This is a genomic window from Streptomyces sp. NPDC052043, assembly GCF_044548235.1.
In the GTDB taxonomy this organism is placed as follows: Bacteria; Actinomycetota; Actinomycetes; order Streptomycetales; family Streptomycetaceae; genus Streptomyces.
This window is the reverse complement of the sequence record NZ_JBIUBT010000021.1, coordinates 1-18,976: the sequence shown is the minus strand read 5'-3', so window position 1 is coordinate 18,976 and position 18,976 is coordinate 1. Positions and strand designations below refer to the sequence as shown.

Genomic DNA, 18,976 nt, shown 5'->3' with positions numbered 1-18,976 from the left:
GGTGCCATGAAAGGTCTGGTACGCGCAGTTTCCGCTGCATTCACCGCTCTGTCGCTGCTGGTCGTCGGCGGATGCGGAGTTTGGCCGGAGACCGAGGACAGGCCTGCGGACAACCTGCGGATCATGGTCCCCAACACCCCTGGGGGTGGGTACGACACCACGGCCCGGACCATGGCCAGGGTGCTGGAGGAAGCAGGGATCGCCTCCGACGTCCAGGTGTTCAACCTGCCGGGCGCCGGCGGCACGGTCGGTCTGCAACGCATCGTGAACGAGCGGGGCAACGGCGACCTCGCCCTCCAGATGGGCCTCGGCATCGTCGGTGCCTCCCACATCTCGCAGTCGCGGGCGACCCTCGCGCAGACCACGCCGCTGGCCCGGCTGCTGAACGAATCCGGTGCGGTGGTGGTGGCCAAGAACTCGCCGTACCGGACCATCGGTGACCTCGTCGCCGCGTGGCGCAAGAACCCCACAGAGGTGACGGTGGGCGGTGGCTCCTCTGCGGGCGGACCGGATCACCTGCTCCCCATGGAGCTCGCACAAGCGGTCGGCATCGACCCCAGGAAGGTCTCCTACGTTGCCTACGACGGTGGTGGGGGCGATCTGCTCCCCGCGCTGCTCGACGGCAAGGTCGACTTCGCCACCAGCGGCTTCGGGGAGTTCCTCGACCAGATCCAGGCCGGTCAGCTCCGAGTTCTGGCGGTCACCGGCGCGCGGCCGGTGGGAGCCCTGCCCAGTATCCCGACGCTCAAGTCGTCCGGCATCGACCTGGTCTTCGACAACTGGCGGGGAATCGCGGCCCCGCCCGGTATCAGCGACAAGGACCGCAAGGTCTGGATCGACGCGCTGACCGCGCTGCATGACTCCCCCCAGTGGAAGGCCGAACTCGCCCGGCACGGCTGGACTGACGCCTTCGCCACCGGGGACACGTTCGCGGCGTTCCTGGCACAGCAGGACAGGGCCATCAGCCGTCTCGTCACCCAACTCGGGCTGCAGTAAAGGGCGTCCGCCCTCATTCATCCCCTTCGCACGAGCCATCACCTCGGTGCCGCATGCCCGCGTGCACCCCCACCGTCAGGAACCGGAAAGGCCCCCGTATGACCTCGCACACCTGGAAACTGCTGCTGATCCTCGCCGTGGCGATCACCGCACTGATCTATCTCATCAACTCCCGCCTGCGCATCCACCCGTTCGTCGCCCTCATCGTCGTCTCCGTGGCCACCGGCGTGGCCGCCGGTGAACCCGTGAACGAACTGATCGAGTCCATCGAGGACGGAGCCGGCAGCACCCTGGGCGACGTCGGTCTCACGCTCGCCCTCGGCGCGATGCTGGGGCGCCTGCTGTCCGACTCGGGGGCGACCGACGCCATCGCGCACGCCATCCTCGACCGCTCCACGCCACGCCGGCTGCCCTGGCTCGTCACCGCCGCCGCGTTCGTCATCGGCATACCGATGTTCTTCGAGGTCGGTCTGATCGTGCTGCTGCCGCTGATCTTCAGCGTGGCCCGCCGGCTGGAGGACCAGGGCGACACGAAGGGTTCGCCGTACGTCCTGCTCGGCGTGCCGGCCATCGCCGCGCTGTCGACCCTGCACGGCATGCTGCCGCCCCACCCCGGTCCACTGACCGCCATGACCGGACTCCACGCCGACCTCGGACTGACGCTCGGCGTCGGCATCGTCTGCGCCATCCCCACTGTCGTCCTGGCCGGTCCCGTCTATGCCCGCTGGATCGCACCCCGGCTCCCCGAAGTCCGTCCCGACGCCGCGCTGGTGGCCCAGTTCACGGGCGCGGGACGGGGTACTGACGACCGGTCGGCCGCGCTTTCGGCCGGTCCCGGCGCACAGTCGCGCACCGACGTCGACCCCCGTGCCGGCCTGGGCGTCGGCCTCGCGGTGACCGCCGTCCTGATCCCTGTCGGCCTGATGCTGCTGCGCACCCTCGCCGAGACGGTGCTCGACGAAGGTGATGCACTGCGCTCCGCGCTCACCTTCGTCGGCGAACCGCTCGTCGCGATGCTCGCCGGGTTCCTGTTCGCTCTGGGCGTGACCCTCTGGCGCGGGAACGGCACCGGCGAGCAGACCCGCACCTCCATGACGGACAGCCTCAAGTCGATCGCCGCGATCCTGCTCATCATCGGCGGCGGAGGCGCGTTCAAGCAGGTACTCCAGGACTCCGGCATCGGCGACGCCATCGCGTCCGCGGCCAAGGGCGCCCACCTCAACGTCATCGTCCTCGGCTGGCTCATCGCCCTGCTGCTTTCCCTCACCACCGGCTCGGCCACGGTCGGCATCGTCTCCGCCACCGGCATCGTCGCCCCGCTCGTCGGCACCGGCGGGGGCCTTGAGGCATCGCTGCTCGTGGTCGCCATCGGCGCCGGCTCCCTCGGTCTCAACTACGTGAACCACGCCGGGTTCTGGCTGGTCAAGGAGTCGTTCGGGATGGATCTCATACAGGCCACCAGGACCCAGACCGTCGTACAGACACTGGTGAGCGTGATCGGTCTCGGCATGGCCCTGCTGCTCTCCGTCTTCGCCTGACGGTGAGCCCTGCCCGGGCGTCGCCCTGGGCCCCTTCGCGGTCGCCATCGGCCGACTCAAGGCCTCCCCCATCTTGCGCATGGCCAGGACGTCGACCTCCCGGCCGGCGGGGCCGGAGAAGGCGTGCGGGGTGCCACCGCCGGGGCTCCGGCGCGGGGAGCTGTAGGTGAAGGCCGCGTCGCCGACGCCCGAGCAGTGCGGGGCAACTCGGTCGTAGCCTCGGTGTCACGCTCGTCGGGCCGCCGGAGCTTGTCGGCGGCCGCCTGCGCCCACTCGGCGACCTTCTCGCAGACCTTCAGCGAGACCTTCCGGAAGAACTCGCCCACGCGGTTGTCGCTCTTCAGGCGGTCGAAGTGCTCCCCGACCCGGCCCTTGACGGCCTTCCAGGGGTGCGTCCAAGCCCCACGGACTGCTGGAGCCGCTGCCATTCCGGCAGGTCCTTGAGCCCCTCGGCCTGCGTGTCGGTCCCCGCAGGGCGGTGTTCACCGTCTCGGCCTGCTGCTGCGGGTCGGGGGTGTCCGTCTGCTCGCCGGAGAGCTCACCGGTGGCGCCTGCCGTCGGCGGAGGCACCGGCGGCGCGGTGGGCATCGGCGCCGGTGGTGCCTGCGGGGCGGACGCCAGGGCCAGGGGCGGGGCGGCCACCGCCGTCGGCGAGGCCTCCGCGGCGGCGACGGCGGGCATCGGCGACGCGTCAGGTCCTGGTTCGGCGTTGGCTGTGGCGACCGCGCCAACGCGCGACCAGGTCCCTGTGCCACCGCAGCACCGTCTCCGGGCGCACCAGCAGCCGCACCCGGCGCAGCACATCCATCGGCAGCCGGTGCAGCAGCGCCGCAAGGAACGCCCGGTCGGCTGCGTCGAATCGCGGCCTGTGCTTGCCCAGCTGCCGCTCCAGCACCGTGACCTGATGCCGCAGGGCCAGGATCTCGATGTCCTTGTCCCGTTCGCTGACCGGCAGTAGGCGTGGCAGCGCGAGTGCATTGCTCACGCCCAGGTAGGCCAGTCGCAGCAGCATGGGCGATCACGTTGCCGGGCTGATCGGCTGCAGCGCAAGAAGCGTCTTGGAGTGAGCGTCGATCGCGAAGGCCGCCCACCTCCTCCCACCTGCACGGATGAGGTTCGGCAAGGACAGCCTTCTCCGTCGAAGTCGTCGTGGTAGCTGAGAGCGGCGCCGTTGTCCGCGAGCATGCGCAGAAGGTGGATCGCTGTGCTGTTGGGCCAGCCGAACGTACGGACGAGGGGCGGGCAGTCCAGTGCCGAAGCGGTGTAGCGCGAGGGCGCACCGGCAGGAAGCCGTTGGTCGGACGGTTTGGCGGGATCCCACATACCCCAGCGATCAGAACGGCTCAGCCATCCAAAGCGAGCCCGGGAGGTTAGCCCGTACGAATGATTCACCGGCGCCGCAGGGTGAACCGTGCACGGTGACTCCGCGTCAACGGCAGTCGACGCCGCTGGGCCGTTAGCGTCGGCTCCTGTGCCGTTGAGCTATGCATTCGTGAACCTCAAACCCGGGGTGGGGAAGACGACCAGCGCCGTCTGGTTGGCCCACGCGCTGCACGCATCGGGGCTGTCACCGTTGCTAGTGGACAGCGACCCCGCCTCTTCTGCGCTGCGTTGGAGCGAACTTGCGGGCGGTTTTCCCTTCCCTGTGCTCGCCCTTCCGGTGGGCGACGTACACCGGCGGGTGAACGACTTTCTCGACAACCGACGGGCAGTGGTGTTCGACGCCCCGCAGCTGGAAGACCACGCCCACATCGCCCGGGGCGTCATGCGGTACGCGAGCGAGTGGATCGTGCCCGTGACCCCCGCCCCGATCGAACTGGACCGAATGGCGCCCATCGACCGCGAAATGGATGACATGCAGTCCCTGCGCTCCCACCCGGCCCGCGCCGCCGTCTTGCTGAACCGCACGAATCGTCCCGACGCCACGCGTACCGGTCCCGACGCCGACGCCCGCGAAGCCCTCACAGAGCGGGGTTTCGACGTGTTGTCCACGCATATCCCGCGGCTCGACCTGTACTCCCAGTCATTCGGCAGCCCCGTCGAGGTGAAGGGCACGGCGTACATGGATCTCGCCCAGGAGCTCATCAAGATGGCGTCCCGCCAAGTGGTGTAGGGGATCAAGACGAGAAGGCGCAGGTCACGGCGGACATCTAGGGGGTGACCTGCGTCCGAAGTCACGCCTACGAGGATGCCGGCAGTGGCCGCGCGCAGCGAGTCCGGCTTGACGCGCAGCGTCAGATGACCAAGGTCCGCCGATCGGCGAATCGTGGACGTGACCTGCCGATTTCCACGTTGATCCCCTACACCCCGACAGGGGACATGACCCTCATCAACCGTCAGGACAGGGTATGAACCAGCGCAAGAACACCTATCGAGCCGCCCTGCAGCATCGACCTGAGACGACAGCCCCCGCTTCCGCTCCCACCAAAGTCACTCGGCTGGATACCCGCTACGTCAAGGTGATCATCGAACTGGACCTCTCCTTTGCCCGCGCACTCACCGACCGGGCCGGACAACCGCTGTCCGCACTCGTGCGTGCCAGCGAGGCAGTCCTACGACCGCTGAGACAGGACCGTTGACGTGCTCCCTGGCCTAAAGTCCAGGGATTCCAGTCTGGGTCGTCCGACCCTTCCGGGGGCTTCCTGCTTCAACGCGCTGTGCCGGGACTTTCGTCCTGGTCTTACCGGCGCTCCACGAGGCATTTAGCGTCTCCGCCCGTCCGGCGGCGACGATACGGCGTCCTTCGAAGAGGACGTTGCGGGCTGCGTTGTGGTCACGGTCGTGCAGGATGCCGCACTCGCCGCACGCCCACTGTCGGACGTGCAGGGGCTTGGGGCCGTCCCGGAACGGATCCTGAAGGGAGATCTCCCACCCGGCGGCAAGGCCGATCTGAAGACCCTCGCCGCCCTGGCCGGCGTGACCCGCACCGGCTTCTATCCCAAGAAGAACCGCGACGGAACCACCCGGCCCGGCGCCTACCGGCACCTCGCCGAGGAGTTCGAGCGCAGGTTTAACGAACTCCGCGACGCCGGAGAGATCGCCGATCCCCGGATCGCGCAGATTGAACGACTCAAGGCACAAAGTGCCGAGCTCAAAGCGCGCATCGTCACCCGCGACGAGCAGATCGCGCAGCTCACCGAGTTCAGAACCCTGGCGATCTCTCGCCTTGCCGCTCAGCACGACGAGATCGAGCGTCTGCGCAGGCAAGTCACCGACAACGGCGTCGTACGACGGCTGCCAGAAGCCACAAACGACACCGCGCCCTTCGGCTCGTGTAGTTAGGGCCGGTCGCGGTTCGTGACACGGCCCGGTTCACCGCTCCACCGAAACCTCGGCGGTCGCGGTTCAGGACCCGGGCGAGGCGGTGGCGGTTCCGCGCGAACCCCGGTGTGGATTCCCGTTCGCGCCGTCGGCGGGCGGCGCGAACGGGACGCGGCTCAGCCAATCGGGCCGAAGATCTCGGTGCGGTCGAAGTCGGCATCCATGCCGTCCAGCACCGCTCCCAGTTGCTTCTCCTCGTACTTGAAGTGCGTCTCCATGACCGCCTCGATCCAGTCCAGGTGACGGTGTGCCACCTCCGGGTCGGTCGAGTCGGCCACCGCCTTCTGCAACCCACCGATGAGGTGCTCAATCATGTTGTGGTCCTGAGTCAGCTTCGCGACCACCGGCGCCAGGTCGGGTCGCGCCCGTACCAGTTCCGGGAACAGCGAACCGTCCTCGGCGCGATGGTGGCCGGACAGGGCAGCGCAGAACCCGTGGCAGAACAACAGCAGGTCGGTGGCGGCGTCGGCGGGGTCGCCGCCGTCCAGTCCCGCCCGCGCCAGCGCATTGCGCAGCTTGCCGTGCACCCGCTGCAGTTCCCCGCCCCAGGCGGTGACGCGGTCAGTCGGCAAGAACGCCCTCCCGTCGCAGCCAGGCCGCGCACGCGGTCGTCCAGGACGCAGTGTGCGGCTCGCGCGCAATGAACTTATGCGGCTCGCCGCCGTATTCCACGCCGTCGGCCAGGCCGATACCGTGGCTGCCGCCCGGGTAGACGTGCAACTCCACCGGTACCGCGGCCGCCGCCAGCGCCCGGGTCCACTCCAGGGCGTTGGGCAGGCCCGGCGGGTCCTGAGCGGTGGCCCATACGAAGGTCGGGCACACCGACGCGTCCACATGCTTGGCCGGGGATAGCTCGTCCTTGATGGGCAGCAGGTCGCCGAGCAGGTTCTCGACCACCGACGGCGGCAGCAGGTCGAGGTCGGCCAGCGCATAGGCCAGGATCGCGAAGTCCGGTCGGGGCGGGTCGGCGACGCCCTCCTCGATGGACAGGACCCGGCCGGTCATGAGCAGGCCGGCGAGTTGGCCGCCCGCGCTTGATCCGATGACGCCGACCCGGCCGACGTCGAGGCCGTGGTCGCCGTTGCGGATGTGGTCCAACCCGGCCCGGGCGTCTTCGAGCGGGGCCGGGAACCGGTCCGGCAGCAGCCGGTAGGACAGGACGAAGGCGTGGATGCCGAGGCCGGACAGCCAGCGCGCGTAGCCTTCGCCCTCGTGCGGTGGAAGTTCCCGGAAGCCGCCGCCGGGCAGGACGAGGACGGCGGGTCGGGGGCCGAAGAACCGGTCCTCGGCGGGGTAAAGCGTGACCTTCTGTGAAATTGGGGCGGGAATGGCCGTAGCCACCTTTCGATACGACGCCTCCATGCCTGACGATCCATCCGCCACCGGCACGCGACGCTGCCTGGAACTATAACCGCGAGGGCCAGATGGGCGGTTGCGTCGCGCTGCCGCAATGGCGTCAGGGTGAGCGCGCAGTCTCCGAGGACCGCGAGTCGGCGTCATCGCCTCACACTGAGCCTTTTCCAACCTCACGCTGAACCTGGCGAGGTGCAGCGTGAGGACGGCTTTGACCAGGTCTGTGATCTGGTTGGTGCTGCATCGTGGCTGGCGCAGGAGGCGCCAGGACGCATGGTCGTGGGAAGTGCCATCCTCAGCGTGTCTTCAGGCCACGGTCTTCGAGTTCGTCCGCGCACTCCTCTGGTACCCAGACAGTCTTCGCGGTGGCCCTGCCCTTCAAGGGCTCTTCCTGCCGCTCCCGCTCCGCCTCGGCGCGGGCTTGTTCGATGTCGTCGGCGATCGCCTTGCAGTCGACGACGTACGTGCCCGTCGGTACCGGTTCCTCGGTGGGAGATTCCGGCTTGTCCGTGTACGGCCCGGCGTTGAGGGCGGAGGTGGCGGCGATGCCGGCCAGGCACAGCACCGCCCAGACGGCGATGATCCACCGGCGGGCGCTCAAGAGCCGGCCATTCCGACGGCGAGGCCGACGACGGTGAGCATCGCAGTGCGCGCGACCTTCATCAAAGCTCCTTCCTAAAAGGGGCCGGTACAGCGAGCTTCTGCCAACCTGCCGACTTTTCATTGGTCCTGGTCACACCCAACAGCAGAGCTCCTGATAGACGGGTTCACGACCACGATCCCCCATGCTCACCAGGAGTTTCGCGTGCTTGTCTACCCGTCGGCGATTGGTCTGTCCAACACGCACCTGCGCTACCTCACCCGTCAACTGACCGTCTACCGCCGAGAGATCGACTCGCGCCGGCGGCGCCCGGCGCCGGGACGCCAGGCCCTCCTGGTTCTGGCCCATCTGCGCTGCGGCGACACCTACGCACGGCTCGCTGCCGGGTTCGGCATCGGGATCGCCACCGCCTACCGCTACATCACTGAGGCCGTCGGCCTCCTGGCCAACCTCGCCCCTACACTCGCCGAGGCGGTCCGGACGGCCTCGATGAAGGCGTTCGTCCTGCTCGACGGCACGCTGCTGCCCATCGACCGGATCACCGCGGACCGGCCCTTCTACTCCGGCTGTGAGCATGATGGTCGTGCCGTTCCGGCCGTGGCTTGACTCGTACTCCGGCTGGCTGCTTGTGCCTTGTGTTTGATCTGTCGGCCCGGTCGGAGCGGCGCGTACCGGCCCCGGGCCGGCGGAGCGTGTCCCGATAGGGGCCTTGGCCTAGAAGGCACCGTCACAGTCCTGACCGCTCCACCGACCGGCGCTGGCCATCGGCACTGCGTCGTCGAACAGGAGCACCGTGACCACCCTCAGCATGCCCACTGCCTTCCGCACCGTCCAAGCCGCCGAGGCCGCCGCTGCGCCGCGTTCGGTGGTGCTCGGCGTCGATACCCACAAGGACGTGCACGTCGGCGCCGTACTTGACCATGTGGGCGGGCTACTGGACACCGGAGGCGCGGCAGGGCTCGCAGTGCGGGCGGACCTGGTAACGGCGCAAGGCCCGGGTGAACGTCGAGTAGGCGCCCTCGTAGCCCAGTTCCACCACCTCGTCGAACAAGGTCGAGGCCCACAGATGCGGGTCGTCGGCCAGGCGTTGCCGGCAATAGGGCAGGAACGGCACGAACGCGTCCGGGCCCACGCCGCTGGCCGGGGGTTCGCTCGCCGTTCAGATAGGCACGAATCGTCTTGCGATCACGGCCCAGATGCCGTGCGATCGCCGAGATCGTCCACCCCTGACGACGCAGAGCATGAGCGTCCACGTCTTCCTCCCGAGTGAGCAACCGGGCCCCCGAACAGGCCGAACTCCTAGCTCACGCAGGCTCTCCACGACACGCCGACCCCAGTTCGACACGCCGGGAGGATCACACAATGGATGGGGAGATCAAGAGAGCAGGTTTGTCCCACCCCAGAGCGACAAGTGGGGAAATCCAAATATCCCCATCACCCCGCCCGAGGAACGGGAGCATGACGTCCTGGACGAGGACGTGGCCCGGGTCTCCCCGCTGAAGCACGCCAACCTCAACTGCCTGGGCCGCTACAGCTTCGCCGCCCGCCCGCCACGTGAGGGCCTGCGCCCACTGCGTGACCCGGCGACCGTCCACCTCGACGAGGACGACGAGGGCAACGGCGAATGACGCGGCGTTAGGGCGCGTACCGGGGCGTGATCAATGATCATCGCAGATTCCGGGGCGGGTGCCCCTCTGGGGTACGAGGCCCGGCGATCTGCGGCTGCGCCATGTGGGCGCGCGTGACCGGAAGCGATGCCGCGGGCAGGCAGCGGCGGGGCCCGAGGACCCCGGTTGCGTGCCCGCCGGGATGGTGTGTCAGAGCACGGCGAGGCGGTCCGCCAGCAGTTCCACCCTCTGCTCGGTGTCCTCCGGCAGCAGCCGTCCCGCCCGGGTCAGGGTCGCGATCCCGTGCAGGGACGCCCAGAACACCTCGGTGAACAGCCCCGGGTGGACGCCGTCCCCGGCGACCTCGCTGAGGCACTCCAGCAAGGCGGCGAAGGCATCCTTAAGAGGTTCCGGGGTGTCCTCCTGTGCGTACGCCAGGCCGCCGTCGAGCTGGAACAGGGCGTCGTAGACCGCCGGGTTGCGCTCGGCGAAGTCGAGGTAGCCGCGGGCGAGGGCGGTGACCCGGGCGCACGGACCGTCCGCGGCGGCGGTCGCGGCCCGCACCGCGACGGCCAGCTCGGCAGCGCCCTGGAGGGCGACGGCGCCGATGATCTCGCGCTTGCCGCGGAAGTGGCTGTAGAGGACGGGTTGGCTGTACTCGATGCGCTCGGCGAGCCGGCGCGTGGTGACCGCGCCCCAGCCCTGCTGCTCGGCGAGTTCACGGGCCGTCGCCACGATGAGGCGCTCGCGCTCCGCTCGTTCCCGCTGCTTGCGTTCCTGTACCGACATAGTTCGATCCTAGCACCGCTAGACAACGGAGCGGCAGTAGCGCTAGCGTTACCTCGACAGCTAGCAACGCTAGATATCTGGAGGGGCCGTCATGCTCAACGCACTTGAGGTCGTCACCACCGTGGTCGTCGGCCTGATGGTGGGGGTGGAGTTCTCCGTCGCCTTCGTCATCAACCGGATCCTCGACGCCCTCCCCGGCGACGCCGGCCAGCTCGGCCGCAGCCACGGCGGCCGGATGCTCGGCGCCGTGATGCCGTTCTGGTACATCGGCTCGGTCGTCCTCTGCGCGGTCTGGGCCGTCGCCGGCTGGCACCACGAGGGCACCGGCCTGGTCGTCACCGGCGCCGCGCTGCTGATCGTCAGCGTGATCATGTCGCTGCTGGTGCTTGTCCCGATCAACAACCAGGGCAAGACGTGGACCCCCGAGAACCGGCCGGAGGGCTGGAAGGAGCAGATGAACCGCTGGGACCGCTGGCACTACGTCCGCGTCGCCGTCCTCATCGGCGCCTTCACCCTGCTGGTCGCCGCCCTCACCTGATATCAAAGTCGCTCAGACATGCACTGGTTTGCCCCTGTATGTCGACGGCTTTCGCCCCCGTCGGGGTGAGCCCGACAGGGCTTCGGATTTCTGACCCCGCGGGCCGGCCCCGCGCCAGTGGCGCACAACCCCCACCCCCGGGCGGCAGCTGGCAACCGAAAGGCATCCGGGGATGCAGCTGCCGCTCAGATCCCACAACTGCGATCCCGACGAGCTACGCCCCTCGATCAGCCGCGTCCGCGCGGCCTGATCGGGCCCTACACGACTCAGCAAGCTCCACGAAGCTCACCAAGTTGGCGAAGACTCGCAAGGAGAAGAACAATGTCGCTGAAGAAGATCAACACCGTCCTGGCCGCCGCCTTCATCCTCTTCATCCTCTGGTTCGGGATCGAGTTCATCCTGAGCCCTGAGACGACGGCGCCGGGCTTTGGCCTGCCGAGCTGGCCGTCCGGCGACGGCGACGGCTTCCTGATCATCAAGGGAATCCGCGATGTCGTCTTGGCCCTGGTCCTGGGCATCCTGCTGGTGACGGGCCACCGCCGGGCGCTGGGCTGGGTGCTGCTGGTGGAGGCCCTCGCCGCGTACGGCGACATGGCCACCGTGCTGGCCCACCACGGCTCCGTGGCCACCGCGCTCGGCATCCACGGCCTGACCGCGACACTGATGGTGGTCAACGGGCTGCTGATAATGCGCGAGACCCGCAAGGTCGCGGCCGCTCCGGCAACGCCCGCCCCGCAGCCCGCCTAACGCCACCTTGGCGCGTGTCGGTATTCGCCTGTCGGCGCCCGCCGGGAAAGACAGGGCGCACGATTTTCTTCCAGCGGGCGGCGGCCTGGTCCCGTTTCTCCGGGATGGCGCAGCGCGGCCCCCTGCCCCGATTCTCATAAACGGTCCTTTGCCCGAGCAAGATCAAACAGGGCCGTGCGGAACCCACGAAGCGCCAGTTCGGTTCGCAGAACCCGTTCTCACTCAAAGGTGGGTTCGGGGTACTTCTGAGAATCGTTTGTGACAGCATCCACGGTCATGACGGTCCCTCAAGAGGCTTCCGCGAGCGAGGCCGACGACGTCGAGTGCCACCCCTGCCCGCGCTGCAAGGCCGAGCCCGGTTCGCCGTGCCGCTCGCGCTCCGGCGCGGTCGCCGGCACCTACCACACCGGCCGCTTCACCAAGGTGCCCCGGCTCGCCAAGCTCCTGCGCGTGTCCACCCCCGCCGACCGCGGGCCCGGCCAGCCGTGGCGGCCCGGCACCCCCGTCCCGCTCGCCCTCGCGCCCGACACCCCGACCGCCGACATCCGCATCGGCTACGCCCGCTGCTCGACGCTCACCCAGGAACTCCAGTCGCAGCTCGACGCGCTCGCCAAGCACGGCATTCCGCGCGACAAGGTGTTCTCCGAGAAGATCAGCACCCGCGTACGCGTCCGCCCACAGTTCGAGGCCGCCCTTGCACTGGCCCGGCAGATCAAGGGTCATGCCCCGCACTGCCGGGTCATCTTCACCGTGTACGAGATGAAGCGCCTCGGCCGCGACGCGGCCGAACTCACCGCGCTCGCCGACCATCTCACCGCCCACGGCCTGGTCCTGGAGATGCTCGCCGGGCCGCTGCCCGGGATGTATGACCCGAGCGGGCCCGGACGCCTGCTGTTCGCGTTCTTCGCGGCGATGGCGGAGACCGAGCGGGAAAACATCCGGGAGTCGACCCTCGAAGGACTCGACGCGGCGGCCCGCAAGGGCAAGCACGGCGGCCGACCGCCCGTCATCACCGAGGACATGCTGCACACCGTGCTCCGCCGCCGGGCAAACGGCGAGTCGGTCGAGCAGATCCAGCCCGACCTGATCATCCCCACCGGCAAGCGCAAAGGTCAGGCCCCCAGCGTCGCGAGCATCTACCGCGCGCTCGCCGAGCACGAGAAGCAGGAGGCGTACCCCGAGGCCGTCGCGGCGGCCCGCGCCGACTTCGCCGACCTCCAGGACGTCGACGACATCCCCCGCCCCCGCCGAGTCCGCATCCGTCGCCCAGGCGACCCGCTCACAGCCGAAGAAGCCGATCTCCGCCAGCGACTCCAGACCCAGCCTCACCCGAACTCGGAGACCGCCACCCGGGAACCGTGATCGTTCTCAGCGCCAACCGCTGTACCGATGTTCCTCAAGCCCGGTAACGGCGAGGGCGCGTCAGGCGCCAGGGTGGGGAGGTTCCTCGTCGGCGCGGCCGCCGGCTCCGAGGGTCCGCCGCGGTGTGGGGAGCGTCGCCGTGGGAGCTCCGAGCACGCCCCGAGCGCGCAGCTCGGCAGCGTCGGGCAGGTGGATACCAGGGAGTTCGTCGACAAGGGGTGTGACCCAGATACGCGTCAATGGGGCAATGAGTTGATCTTGAAGCCCTGAAGGCGTCCAGGCTCATTCGGTGCTGTCGGCGTCCTCGGCGAGGATCATCGTGGTCAGGCCTGCACCTGGGCCGTGGATGTCAGGAGCTGCGCGGGGCTACCAGGCTGGATTCGTAGGCGAGGACGACGAGCTGAGCGCGGTCACGGGCGTGGACCTTGGTCATGGCCCGGTTGATGTGGGTTTTCGCGGTCGTCGGGCTGATCACCATGTGGTCGGCGATCTCGTCGTTGGACAGGCCCTGCGCGACCAGTGCGACGGCCTCGCGTTCGCGGTTGGTCAGCTCTTCCAGTCCGGTGCCGGCAGTGGCGTTGAGCGGCTGGGCGACGTACCGGTTGATCAGCTTGCGGGTGATGGACGGTGCGAGAAGGGCGTCGCCGCGGGCGGCAACGCGTACGGCGTGTAGGAGGTCTTCCGGCAGGATGTCCTTGACGAGGAATCCGGCGGCGCCGGCGCGCAGCGCGTTGAAGATGTGTTCGTCCATGCCGTAGTTGGTCAGGATGACGACGTGCACCTGGGCCAGGGCCGGGTCTGCGGCGATGAGCCGGGTGGCCTCGATGCCGTCGACGACCGGCATCTGGATATCGATGAGCACGATGTCGGGCAGGTGTTCCTTGACCAGCGCCAGGCCCTCCTTCCCGTCGGCAGCCTCGGCCACCACCTCGATGTCGTCCTCGAGGTCGAGGAGCGCGCGGAAACCGCTGCGAATGAGTGGCTGGTCGTCGATCAGCAGGACCCGGATCACGATGTCTGCTCCACGGGGAGTTCGGCCTGGACGGTGAAGCCGCGCTCGCTGCGGGGTTCGGCGCGCAGTCGCCCGCCGAGAGCGGTGACGCGTTCGCGCATGCCGAGCAGTCCGAGGCCGAGCGTTGGCGCGGTGTCTGGCGTGGCCTTGCCGTCGTCGTCGATGCGTATCGCGAGGGTGTCGGGCCGGTAGTCGATCCGGACCGACGCGGTAGCGGCGGCGGCGTGGCGGGCGATGTTGGTCAGCGACTCCTGAACAATCCGGTAGGCGGTCCGGCCCACCGCGGCCGATACATCGGGCCGCTGTCCTTTGATGGTCAGCGTCGTCTTCAGACCGGTGCTGCCGGCCCGCTCCACCAGCTCCGGGATGTGGTCGAGCCCACGGGACGGTGCGGTGTCGTCGTCGCGCAGTGCTTGAAGGGTCGCGCGCAGTTCGCGAGTCGCCTCACGTCCGGCTTCCTGGATCGCCAGCAGGGTGTGCGGCACCTGCTCGCCGCGCCGACGGGCTAGGTGGACGGCAACTTCGGACTGCACCTTGATGATCGAGATCTGGTGGGTGAGCGCATCATGCAACTCACGTGCGATGTGCAGCCGTTCCTCATCGGCCCGTCGTCGCGCGGTCTCCTCACGGGTGCGCTCGGCTTCGTCCGCCCGCCGCTCGGCCTGCCGCACAGCCTCCCCCGCGGCAAGGGCGGCGATCAGCCAGGCCAACTCCAGGACGCTGCGGGGTCGCGCGAGCGCCTCGCCCGCAGGCCCGTCGTGGAAGACCAGTGCCGTCAGGTTCAGCGCGACCAGCATGGTCACGGACGCCGCCACCGTGATGGCACGGTGCCCGGCGCGCACCGCGCCGTAGACCGCGACCAGGTACGACACGGCGAGCACGTCGAAACCGGCCACCTGATACCCCACCGCGCACAGCCCGGTAACGGCCAGGACGACAAGCGGAGCCCGGCGGAGTGCGGCCAGCGCCAGTCCGCCGGCCGCCAGCAGCGCGTAGCCGAACAGATCGGGTCCCGTGGCGGGGTGCCCCCCGGACCGCCCCGTGCCCAGAAGCAGCGCCGCCACTCCGGCGGCGATCGCCCAGTCTGCGACAGCGGCCGGGACACGGATCCGTCCTTTGACCATGCGCGCACCCTAGCCGGATGTCGCGGCGGGCGAGTCCCGCTCGTGGACGAGCGGCAGGCTACCGCGCACGCGGTAGTTTCGCGGTGCCTGCGGCATCGGCGGTAGCGCAAAGTGTCTGCGTCTGCGGAACGACCGGCGGTGGGTCCGTCGGACATGCTCAGGCCCTGACCAGTCGCAGGACGAGAAGGAGTACCTCATGGCAGTCGGATTTACGCTTGCCGCACCCTCGGCCGCGCACGCCTTGGCCCAGTCGGCCCACGTCGATTCATACACCCTGACCGCCGCGCGATTGTGGGCCTCCTCGGCCGCGCTGCTGGGGCTGGCCGGTGCGGTCATCGGCGGGCTGGCGCTGGCACGTTCCGTCCGCCGCATCGGCAACCGTGGGAAAAGGGGGGCTGTCGTGGCCCTGGCGTCCGGGCTGATCGCCGTGCTTAACGGTGCGCTGAATCTGGCCGTCGCCGACGGTGGTCCCGGCACCGGCAATGGAGTAGTTGGTGGCGCCCTGGCCCTGGTGCTGGGACTGATCGCCATGGTCCTCGGCGGACTGGCTCTGGCCCGCTCCCGCCGCACTGCTGCACCGACTGACCACAGCGAATACGAGCGCACATTCGAGTCTGCCTGAAATCTTCTCTCTGGCAGTGACGAATCCGATATCGGCAACCGATCCTACGCCGGGCGTCGGACCTGGCCAGCGGCAGCCGGCGTCAGGCGGCCGTGCCGAAACCGGCCGTGGACGGGTCCTGCTCGCGCAGCGGGGTGAAGTCGACATCCAGCTCCGTCTCGTACGCCTCGGGCTGGATGCCGAGCTCATGCGTGCTGTACTCGCCGAACCGATTGATGTGCTCGGTCAGGTACGGCGAGATGTGGGTCAGGTCCTCCAGGGTGATCTCCCACCCCTCTTCCAGCAGCTGGCGGACGATCTCGGCGATGTCCAGGGCGTTGTGGAAGATCACCGCGTTCGTGAGCAGAGCGTTGAACTTCATCGCCTTCTCCTGCTCGACGGGGGCATTGTCGGCGATGACGCCGCGGTTGCCGAAGCCACGGTGACGGGCCTCGAGACGCGCCTCCGCCTGGTCGAGGATCTGCCCGGCCTCGGCGGCGAACCGCTGTCCTCGGGTGGGCTGGCCGGTGGCCTGCTCGCGATCAAGGCGCGCGGCAAGTCCATGGGCCTCGGTCCCCGCCTTGGCGGCAACGGCCTCGGCATCGGCGGCGAGCCGGTCGCCCTCGGCGATCCTCCGGTTCAGCTCCTGCGGGGAGAGCGTGCCGTAGACGCCGGTCCGCCAGGACGGGACTGCGCGTTCCTCGGCGCCGGCCTTCAGCAGTGCGAGCAGCTGCTCGGCCCTCTCCTCGGCCCGCCGTGCCTGATCCTCGCGCTGGGCCTCGGCCTAGGCCAGTGGTGAAGGAGGGTCACCGACTTCGCATGCCCGGTCCGCGCCATGCGCGGCTGACGGAGCCTGCGCTCGGACTCCGCACGGACCTCTCCTCAGCGAGGTCAGAGACCATGCCGTCCGGCCGGGACTGCCCCAGGTAGTGGGCGAACGCGTCAATGGCGCGCTCCAGGCACTCCTTCTCAGCGCGGGAGGTCCCGAGCCCACCCATCCACCAGGGAGTGGACGAGGGGGACCCGGACTTGGCGTTCTACCAGCGGATCGTCTGGCCTTCGGGGGTGACATGGATGGTGAACTCTTCCAGCGTCGGGGCGCCGCAGGCGCGCCAGCGGCCCAACTGGTCCTCGGCAGCGTCCCACAAGAGTTCGGGGCCGTCCTGGCGGACGATCCAGTGGCCGTCTTCTTCGCGTAGGGCCGCCCAGGAACCCGAGGCGACGTCGATGAGAACGGTCTCGGCCTGGCCCTCATGTTGCAGGGCGAGCTGCTGTGCGGCAGGTACGGCGGTCTGTACGACGAACCGGGATGTCCAGTCGCTCAGGATGTCGGCTCCGACGATGGCCTTGCGCTCCTCACCTGCGCTGAGGTCGGGCAACAGGCCGAGCGGGGGCGGCGTGTGCGGTCGGGCGAGCATGAAGCTGACCCCGCCGCCGAGGAACGGTCCGGATGCGGTGCCGTCGTCGTGGACGGTGAGCCGGGCGAGCTCCGAGGAGCCCAGCCACCCGCCGATCGTCGCAAGGATCAGGCCGCCGGGCTGGGTCTGTTCGATCCACGCCGCGGGAACGGTGCGCACGCCGCACGTGGCGATGACCCTGTCGTACGGGGCGCCGTCGGGGTGCCCCAGCAGGCCGTCACCGTTGATCAGGGTGGGGTACACGCCGAGCCGGGCGAGCGCTGTCCGCGCCCTGGAGGCAGGGTGGTGGTCGCGGCGCTCATAGTGCCGTCACTTCCCGTACGGGTGCTCGGCGCGGGCGGTGCGCAGCGCGCGGCCCCACCACACCAGCTGATCGACCATGCCCTTGGCGGCGCCTTCGCACACCGCCGTGTCGAGCGGCATGCCGTCCTCGCCCAGCCCGGACCAGGGGCCGTGCAGGCTGACGGAGTCGCGCACGGTCATGGCGTGCAACTCGGCGAAGACCTGCCGCAGCTGTTCGACAGCGCGAAGCCCGCCGCCCAGCCCGCCATACGAGACAAAGCCGACCGGCTTGGCCTGCCACTGGGTGTAGTGCCAGTCGATGAGGTTCTTCAGCGAGGCCGGAAAGCTGTGGTTGTACTCGGGGGTGACGACCACAAAGGCATCGGCGGCCTCCAGCCGCGGGCTGACGTCGGCGAGCGCGGCGCCGGTCTGCGGGGCGGGGGCGGGGATGCCGTCCCATCCGGGCATGGACACCGGCAGGGCCAGGTCGGCGACGTCGACGACGTCCAACTCGATGTCGGTGCGGTGACCGACGTGGCCGGTGAACCAGTCGGTGACGGAAGGGCCGAGGCGGCCGCCGCGGGCGCTTCCGACGATGACGGCGACACGGAGAGCGGAGTCGTTGGTGGGCATGGTGTCGGACATGGTGGATCCCCTTGGTTCCCTCGTTGCGGGTCGCGGGCTGCGGCCACGGCGGATAAACTACAACGCACGTTGTTAGAAGTGCAACGTGCGTTGTAGTTACCTTGGTGAACATGCGAAAGGAGCGTCGGTGACCAGTACGAACGCCAATGAGAAGACGGCGAAAACGGCCCCACCGCGGCGGGGCCGAGCGAACAAGGCGGTAGCGATCGCGCAGGCCGCGTGCGAGGTCTTCGGGCGGGATGGCTACTCCCGCGCCAGCATCGACGCGATCGCCGCCGAGGCCGACGCCTCCACCCGCACCCTCTACAACCACTTCCCGGGCGGGAAGGAGGAGCTGTTCCGCACCGTGGTGCAGTGGAGTTCGGGTCAGGTACGGGACGAGCAGCTCGCGCTGCTGCACAAGTACCTGGACCTGGAGCGCCTGCCGCGCCCCGAGGACCTGGAGCGCGACCTACTCGCCCTCGCCCGCGCCTGGATCGGCCTGATGACGGACTTCCGCAACCATTTCTCACTGGTCCGGCACATCTTCGCGGAGGCTGGGCACGTCCCGGCCGAGGTCCTGGACGCCTGGCGGGAGGCCGGGCCGCGCGCGGTGGGGCGCGAATTCAGCTCCGTCATGGCTGTGTTGGATGGCCATGGCCTGATCGATGCGCACGGCGACCCGGCCCAGGCTGCCGCGCACTTCATGACGCTCACCTCGACTGACATCGTGCATCGGTCCTACTGGGGCGTGAACCCGCTCCCGCGGGAGGAAACCGACCGGCTCACGACAGCCGGGGTTCGAGCCTTCCTACGGGCGTACGGCTCCGCAGGCTGAGTGAGAGCCGGGCCTCGTCCAGGACCGCATCCTGCGCCTGTGCGCTGTCGGCGAGCAACCGCTGCGCGAGCCGAGTCGGCAACCAGCCGACCTGCGCCGACCCGGGTCCCGCCCCTGCCGATCATGTGACTTAGGGCGTGCAGATCTTTAACTCGTCTTTTTGACCTTGGTTTGGGTGGGGTCGGAGGTAAGGAACGCGGCCACGTCGGCGGGTGTACAGAACCG

General features: G+C 69.1%; 24 protein-coding genes and 3 pseudogenes. 13 read left to right on the top strand and 14 right to left on the bottom strand.

Translation table 11 applies throughout. The annotated features are described in order from the left end of the window. Positions 1-6: 6 nt before the first annotated feature. Positions 7-996: a Bug family tripartite tricarboxylate transporter substrate binding protein gene (locus tag ACIHCX_RS35600; RefSeq protein ID WP_400037043.1), complete on the top strand. Its 990-nt coding sequence runs from the start codon at positions 7-9 to the stop codon at positions 994-996. A gap of 98 nt (positions 997-1,094) precedes the next feature. Beyond that, positions 1,095-2,534 carry a GntP family permease gene (locus ACIHCX_RS35595; protein WP_400037041.1) on the top strand — a complete coding sequence of 480 codons (1,440 nt, stop codon included), beginning with the start codon at positions 1,095-1,097 and terminating at the stop codon, positions 2,532-2,534. 691 nt (positions 2,535-3,225) lie between these two features. Here ACIHCX_RS35595 and ACIHCX_RS35590 read toward each other — a convergent pair. Both ACIHCX_RS35590 and ACIHCX_RS35585 read right to left on the bottom strand, forming a co-directional pair. Continuing rightward, positions 3,226-3,546, bottom strand: a complete 321-nt coding sequence (locus ACIHCX_RS35590; RefSeq protein ID WP_400037039.1) for a hypothetical protein — start codon at positions 3,544-3,546, stop codon at positions 3,226-3,228. Further along, the gene (locus tag ACIHCX_RS35585) at positions 3,516-3,857 is read right to left on the bottom strand and encodes a DUF2399 domain-containing protein (protein ID WP_400037037.1); all 342 of its coding nucleotides are present in this window, start codon (positions 3,855-3,857) and stop codon (positions 3,516-3,518) included. Before ACIHCX_RS35585 ends, ACIHCX_RS35590 begins: the two co-directional genes overlap by 31 nt. Before the next feature lie 154 nt (positions 3,858-4,011). On the opposite strand from ACIHCX_RS35585, the gene ACIHCX_RS35580 reads away from it, so the two are divergent. The 3 genes from ACIHCX_RS35580 (at position 4,012) to ACIHCX_RS35570 (ending at position 5,816) form a co-directional block, all read left to right on the top strand. Further along, a complete protein-coding gene (locus ACIHCX_RS35580) occupies positions 4,012-4,647 on the top strand; it encodes an AAA family ATPase (RefSeq protein ID WP_400037035.1) in 636 nt (211 codons plus the stop codon). A gap of 235 nt (positions 4,648-4,882) precedes the next feature. Then, entirely contained in the window at positions 4,883-5,113 is a 231-nt protein-coding gene (locus ACIHCX_RS35575) for a hypothetical protein (protein WP_400037033.1), read from the top strand. A gap of 202 nt (positions 5,114-5,315) precedes the next feature. Next, the gene (locus tag ACIHCX_RS35570; protein ID WP_400037031.1) at positions 5,316-5,816 is read left to right on the top strand and encodes a hypothetical protein; all 501 of its coding nucleotides are present in this window, start codon (positions 5,316-5,318) and stop codon (positions 5,814-5,816) included. Between the two features lie 155 nt (positions 5,817-5,971). Here ACIHCX_RS35570 and ACIHCX_RS35565 read toward each other — a convergent pair whose 3' ends face one another. From ACIHCX_RS35565 to ACIHCX_RS35550, 4 genes and pseudogenes are all read right to left on the bottom strand, one after another. Next, complete coding sequence (locus ACIHCX_RS35565) at positions 5,972-6,427, bottom strand: hemerythrin domain-containing protein (RefSeq protein ID WP_400037029.1); 456 nt, start codon at positions 6,425-6,427, stop codon at positions 5,972-5,974. Continuing rightward, entirely contained in the window at positions 6,417-7,196 is a 780-nt protein-coding gene (locus ACIHCX_RS35560) for an alpha/beta hydrolase (RefSeq protein ID WP_400037027.1), read from the bottom strand. Before ACIHCX_RS35560 ends, ACIHCX_RS35565 begins: the two co-directional genes overlap by 11 nt. 198 nt (positions 7,197-7,394) lie before the next feature. Beyond that, positions 7,395-7,478: pseudogene (locus ACIHCX_RS35555) on the bottom strand (IS5/IS1182 family transposase); the annotation flags it as partial. Positions 7,479-7,503: 25 nt separating this feature from the next. Continuing rightward, positions 7,504-7,809, bottom strand: a complete 306-nt coding sequence (locus ACIHCX_RS35550; RefSeq protein ID WP_400037025.1) for a hypothetical protein — start codon at positions 7,807-7,809, stop codon at positions 7,504-7,506. Positions 7,810-8,013: 204 nt separating this feature from the next. On the opposite strand from ACIHCX_RS35550, the pseudogene ACIHCX_RS35545 reads away from it, so the two are divergent. Continuing rightward, positions 8,014-8,376: pseudogene (locus ACIHCX_RS35545) on the top strand (transposase family protein); the annotation flags it as partial. Between the two features lie 364 nt (positions 8,377-8,740). On the opposite strand, the gene ACIHCX_RS35540 reads toward ACIHCX_RS35545, so the two are convergent. Next, complete coding sequence (locus ACIHCX_RS35540) at positions 8,741-8,923, bottom strand: hypothetical protein (protein ID WP_400037216.1); 183 nt, start codon at positions 8,921-8,923, stop codon at positions 8,741-8,743. Positions 8,924-8,996: 73 nt separating this feature from the next. Then, a pseudogene (locus ACIHCX_RS35535) lies at positions 8,997-9,062 on the bottom strand (transcriptional regulator); the annotation flags it as partial. A 225-nt stretch (positions 9,063-9,287) separates the two neighbouring features. Here ACIHCX_RS35535 and ACIHCX_RS35530 point away from each other — a divergent pair. After that, positions 9,288-9,437: a hypothetical protein gene (locus ACIHCX_RS35530; RefSeq protein ID WP_400037214.1), complete on the top strand. Its 150-nt coding sequence runs from the start codon at positions 9,288-9,290 to the stop codon at positions 9,435-9,437. A 189-nt stretch (positions 9,438-9,626) separates the two neighbouring features. Here the strand turns inward: ACIHCX_RS35530 and ACIHCX_RS35525 are convergent, their stop codons facing one another. Continuing rightward, the gene (locus tag ACIHCX_RS35525) at positions 9,627-10,205 is read right to left on the bottom strand and encodes a TetR/AcrR family transcriptional regulator (protein WP_400037023.1); all 579 of its coding nucleotides are present in this window, start codon (positions 10,203-10,205) and stop codon (positions 9,627-9,629) included. A 91-nt stretch (positions 10,206-10,296) separates the two neighbouring features. Between ACIHCX_RS35525 and ACIHCX_RS35520 the strand changes: the two genes are divergently transcribed. The 3 genes from ACIHCX_RS35520 (at position 10,297) to ACIHCX_RS35510 (ending at position 12,852) form a co-directional block, all read left to right on the top strand. Further along, the gene (locus ACIHCX_RS35520) at positions 10,297-10,743 is read left to right on the top strand and encodes an anthrone oxygenase family protein (RefSeq protein WP_400037021.1); all 447 of its coding nucleotides are present in this window, start codon (positions 10,297-10,299) and stop codon (positions 10,741-10,743) included. 321 nt (positions 10,744-11,064) lie between these two features. Continuing rightward, on the top strand, positions 11,065-11,490 hold the full coding sequence (locus ACIHCX_RS35515) for a DUF4267 domain-containing protein (protein ID WP_400037019.1): 426 nt from the start codon (positions 11,065-11,067) through the stop codon (positions 11,488-11,490). Positions 11,491-11,766: 276 nt separating this feature from the next. Then, the gene (locus tag ACIHCX_RS35510; protein WP_400037017.1) at positions 11,767-12,852 is read left to right on the top strand and encodes a recombinase family protein; all 1,086 of its coding nucleotides are present in this window, start codon (positions 11,767-11,769) and stop codon (positions 12,850-12,852) included. Positions 12,853-13,201: 349 nt separating this feature from the next. On the opposite strand, the gene ACIHCX_RS35505 is transcribed toward ACIHCX_RS35510, so the two are convergent. Together ACIHCX_RS35505 and ACIHCX_RS35500 are read right to left on the bottom strand one after the other, a co-directional pair. Then, positions 13,202-13,864 (bottom strand): response regulator, encoded by a 663-nt coding sequence (locus tag ACIHCX_RS35505; protein WP_400037015.1) that lies wholly within the window; start codon positions 13,862-13,864, stop codon positions 13,202-13,204. Next, on the bottom strand, positions 13,861-14,988 hold the full coding sequence (locus ACIHCX_RS35500; RefSeq protein WP_400037013.1) for a sensor histidine kinase: 1,128 nt from the start codon (positions 14,986-14,988) through the stop codon (positions 13,861-13,863). Before ACIHCX_RS35500 ends, ACIHCX_RS35505 begins: the two co-directional genes overlap by 4 nt. Positions 14,989-15,184: 196 nt before the next feature. On the opposite strand from ACIHCX_RS35500, the gene ACIHCX_RS35495 reads away from it, so the two are divergent. After that, positions 15,185-15,610 (top strand): DUF6223 family protein, encoded by a 426-nt coding sequence (locus ACIHCX_RS35495; RefSeq protein WP_400037011.1) that lies wholly within the window; start codon positions 15,185-15,187, stop codon positions 15,608-15,610. 82 nt (positions 15,611-15,692) lie between these two features. Here ACIHCX_RS35495 and ACIHCX_RS35490 read toward each other — a convergent pair whose 3' ends face one another. Then, complete coding sequence (locus ACIHCX_RS35490) at positions 15,693-16,070, bottom strand: Tn3 family transposase (RefSeq protein WP_400037210.1); 378 nt, start codon at positions 16,068-16,070, stop codon at positions 15,693-15,695. On the opposite strand from ACIHCX_RS35490, the gene ACIHCX_RS35485 reads away from it, so the two are divergent. Further along, positions 16,032-16,388, top strand: coding sequence for a hypothetical protein (locus tag ACIHCX_RS35485; RefSeq protein ID WP_400037009.1), 357 nt, complete (start codon positions 16,032-16,034; stop codon positions 16,386-16,388). The genes ACIHCX_RS35490 and ACIHCX_RS35485 overlap by 39 nt on opposite strands. 238 nt (positions 16,389-16,626) lie before the next feature. On the opposite strand, the gene ACIHCX_RS35480 is transcribed toward ACIHCX_RS35485, so the two are convergent. Continuing rightward, positions 16,627-17,250 carry a hypothetical protein gene (locus ACIHCX_RS35480; RefSeq protein WP_400037007.1) on the bottom strand — a complete coding sequence of 208 codons (624 nt, stop codon included), beginning with the start codon at positions 17,248-17,250 and terminating at the stop codon, positions 16,627-16,629. A gap of 66 nt (positions 17,251-17,316) precedes the next feature. Then, positions 17,317-17,934 carry an NADPH-dependent FMN reductase gene (locus ACIHCX_RS35475; protein WP_400037005.1) on the bottom strand — a complete coding sequence of 206 codons (618 nt, stop codon included), beginning with the start codon at positions 17,932-17,934 and terminating at the stop codon, positions 17,317-17,319. Positions 17,935-18,061: 127 nt separating this feature from the next. Here ACIHCX_RS35475 and ACIHCX_RS35470 point away from each other — a divergent pair, with 127 nt between their 5' ends. Further along, positions 18,062-18,751, top strand: coding sequence for a TetR/AcrR family transcriptional regulator (locus ACIHCX_RS35470; protein ID WP_400037003.1), 690 nt, complete (start codon positions 18,062-18,064; stop codon positions 18,749-18,751). The last annotated feature ends 225 nt before the right edge of the window (positions 18,752-18,976 follow it).

Coding starts and splice junctions, on each gene's coding strand:
- ACIHCX_RS35520 (WP_400037021.1), top strand. CDS start 10,297: ATGCTCAACGCACTTGAGGTCGTCACCACCGTGGTCGTCGGCCTGATG.
- ACIHCX_RS35600 (WP_400037043.1), top strand. CDS start 7: ATGAAAGGTCTGGTACGCGCAGTTTCCGCTGCATTCACCGCTCTGTCG.
- ACIHCX_RS35500 (WP_400037013.1), bottom strand. CDS start 14,988: ATGGTCAAAGGACGGATCCGTGTCCCGGCCGCTGTCGCAGACTGGGCG.
- ACIHCX_RS35525 (WP_400037023.1), bottom strand. CDS start 10,205: ATGTCGGTACAGGAACGCAAGCAGCGGGAACGAGCGGAGCGCGAGCGC.
- ACIHCX_RS35510 (WP_400037017.1), top strand. CDS start 11,767: ATGACGGTCCCTCAAGAGGCTTCCGCGAGCGAGGCCGACGACGTCGAG.
- ACIHCX_RS35495 (WP_400037011.1), top strand. CDS start 15,185: ATGGCAGTCGGATTTACGCTTGCCGCACCCTCGGCCGCGCACGCCTTG.
- ACIHCX_RS35575 (WP_400037033.1), top strand. CDS start 4,883: ATGAACCAGCGCAAGAACACCTATCGAGCCGCCCTGCAGCATCGACCT.
- ACIHCX_RS35515 (WP_400037019.1), top strand. CDS start 11,065: ATGTCGCTGAAGAAGATCAACACCGTCCTGGCCGCCGCCTTCATCCTC.
- ACIHCX_RS35595 (WP_400037041.1), top strand. CDS start 1,095: ATGACCTCGCACACCTGGAAACTGCTGCTGATCCTCGCCGTGGCGATC.
- ACIHCX_RS35590 (WP_400037039.1), bottom strand. CDS start 3,546: ATGCTGCTGCGACTGGCCTACCTGGGCGTGAGCAATGCACTCGCGCTG.
- ACIHCX_RS35585 (WP_400037037.1), bottom strand. CDS start 3,857: ATGTGGGATCCCGCCAAACCGTCCGACCAACGGCTTCCTGCCGGTGCG.
- ACIHCX_RS35475 (WP_400037005.1), bottom strand. CDS start 17,934: ATGTCCGACACCATGCCCACCAACGACTCCGCTCTCCGTGTCGCCGTC.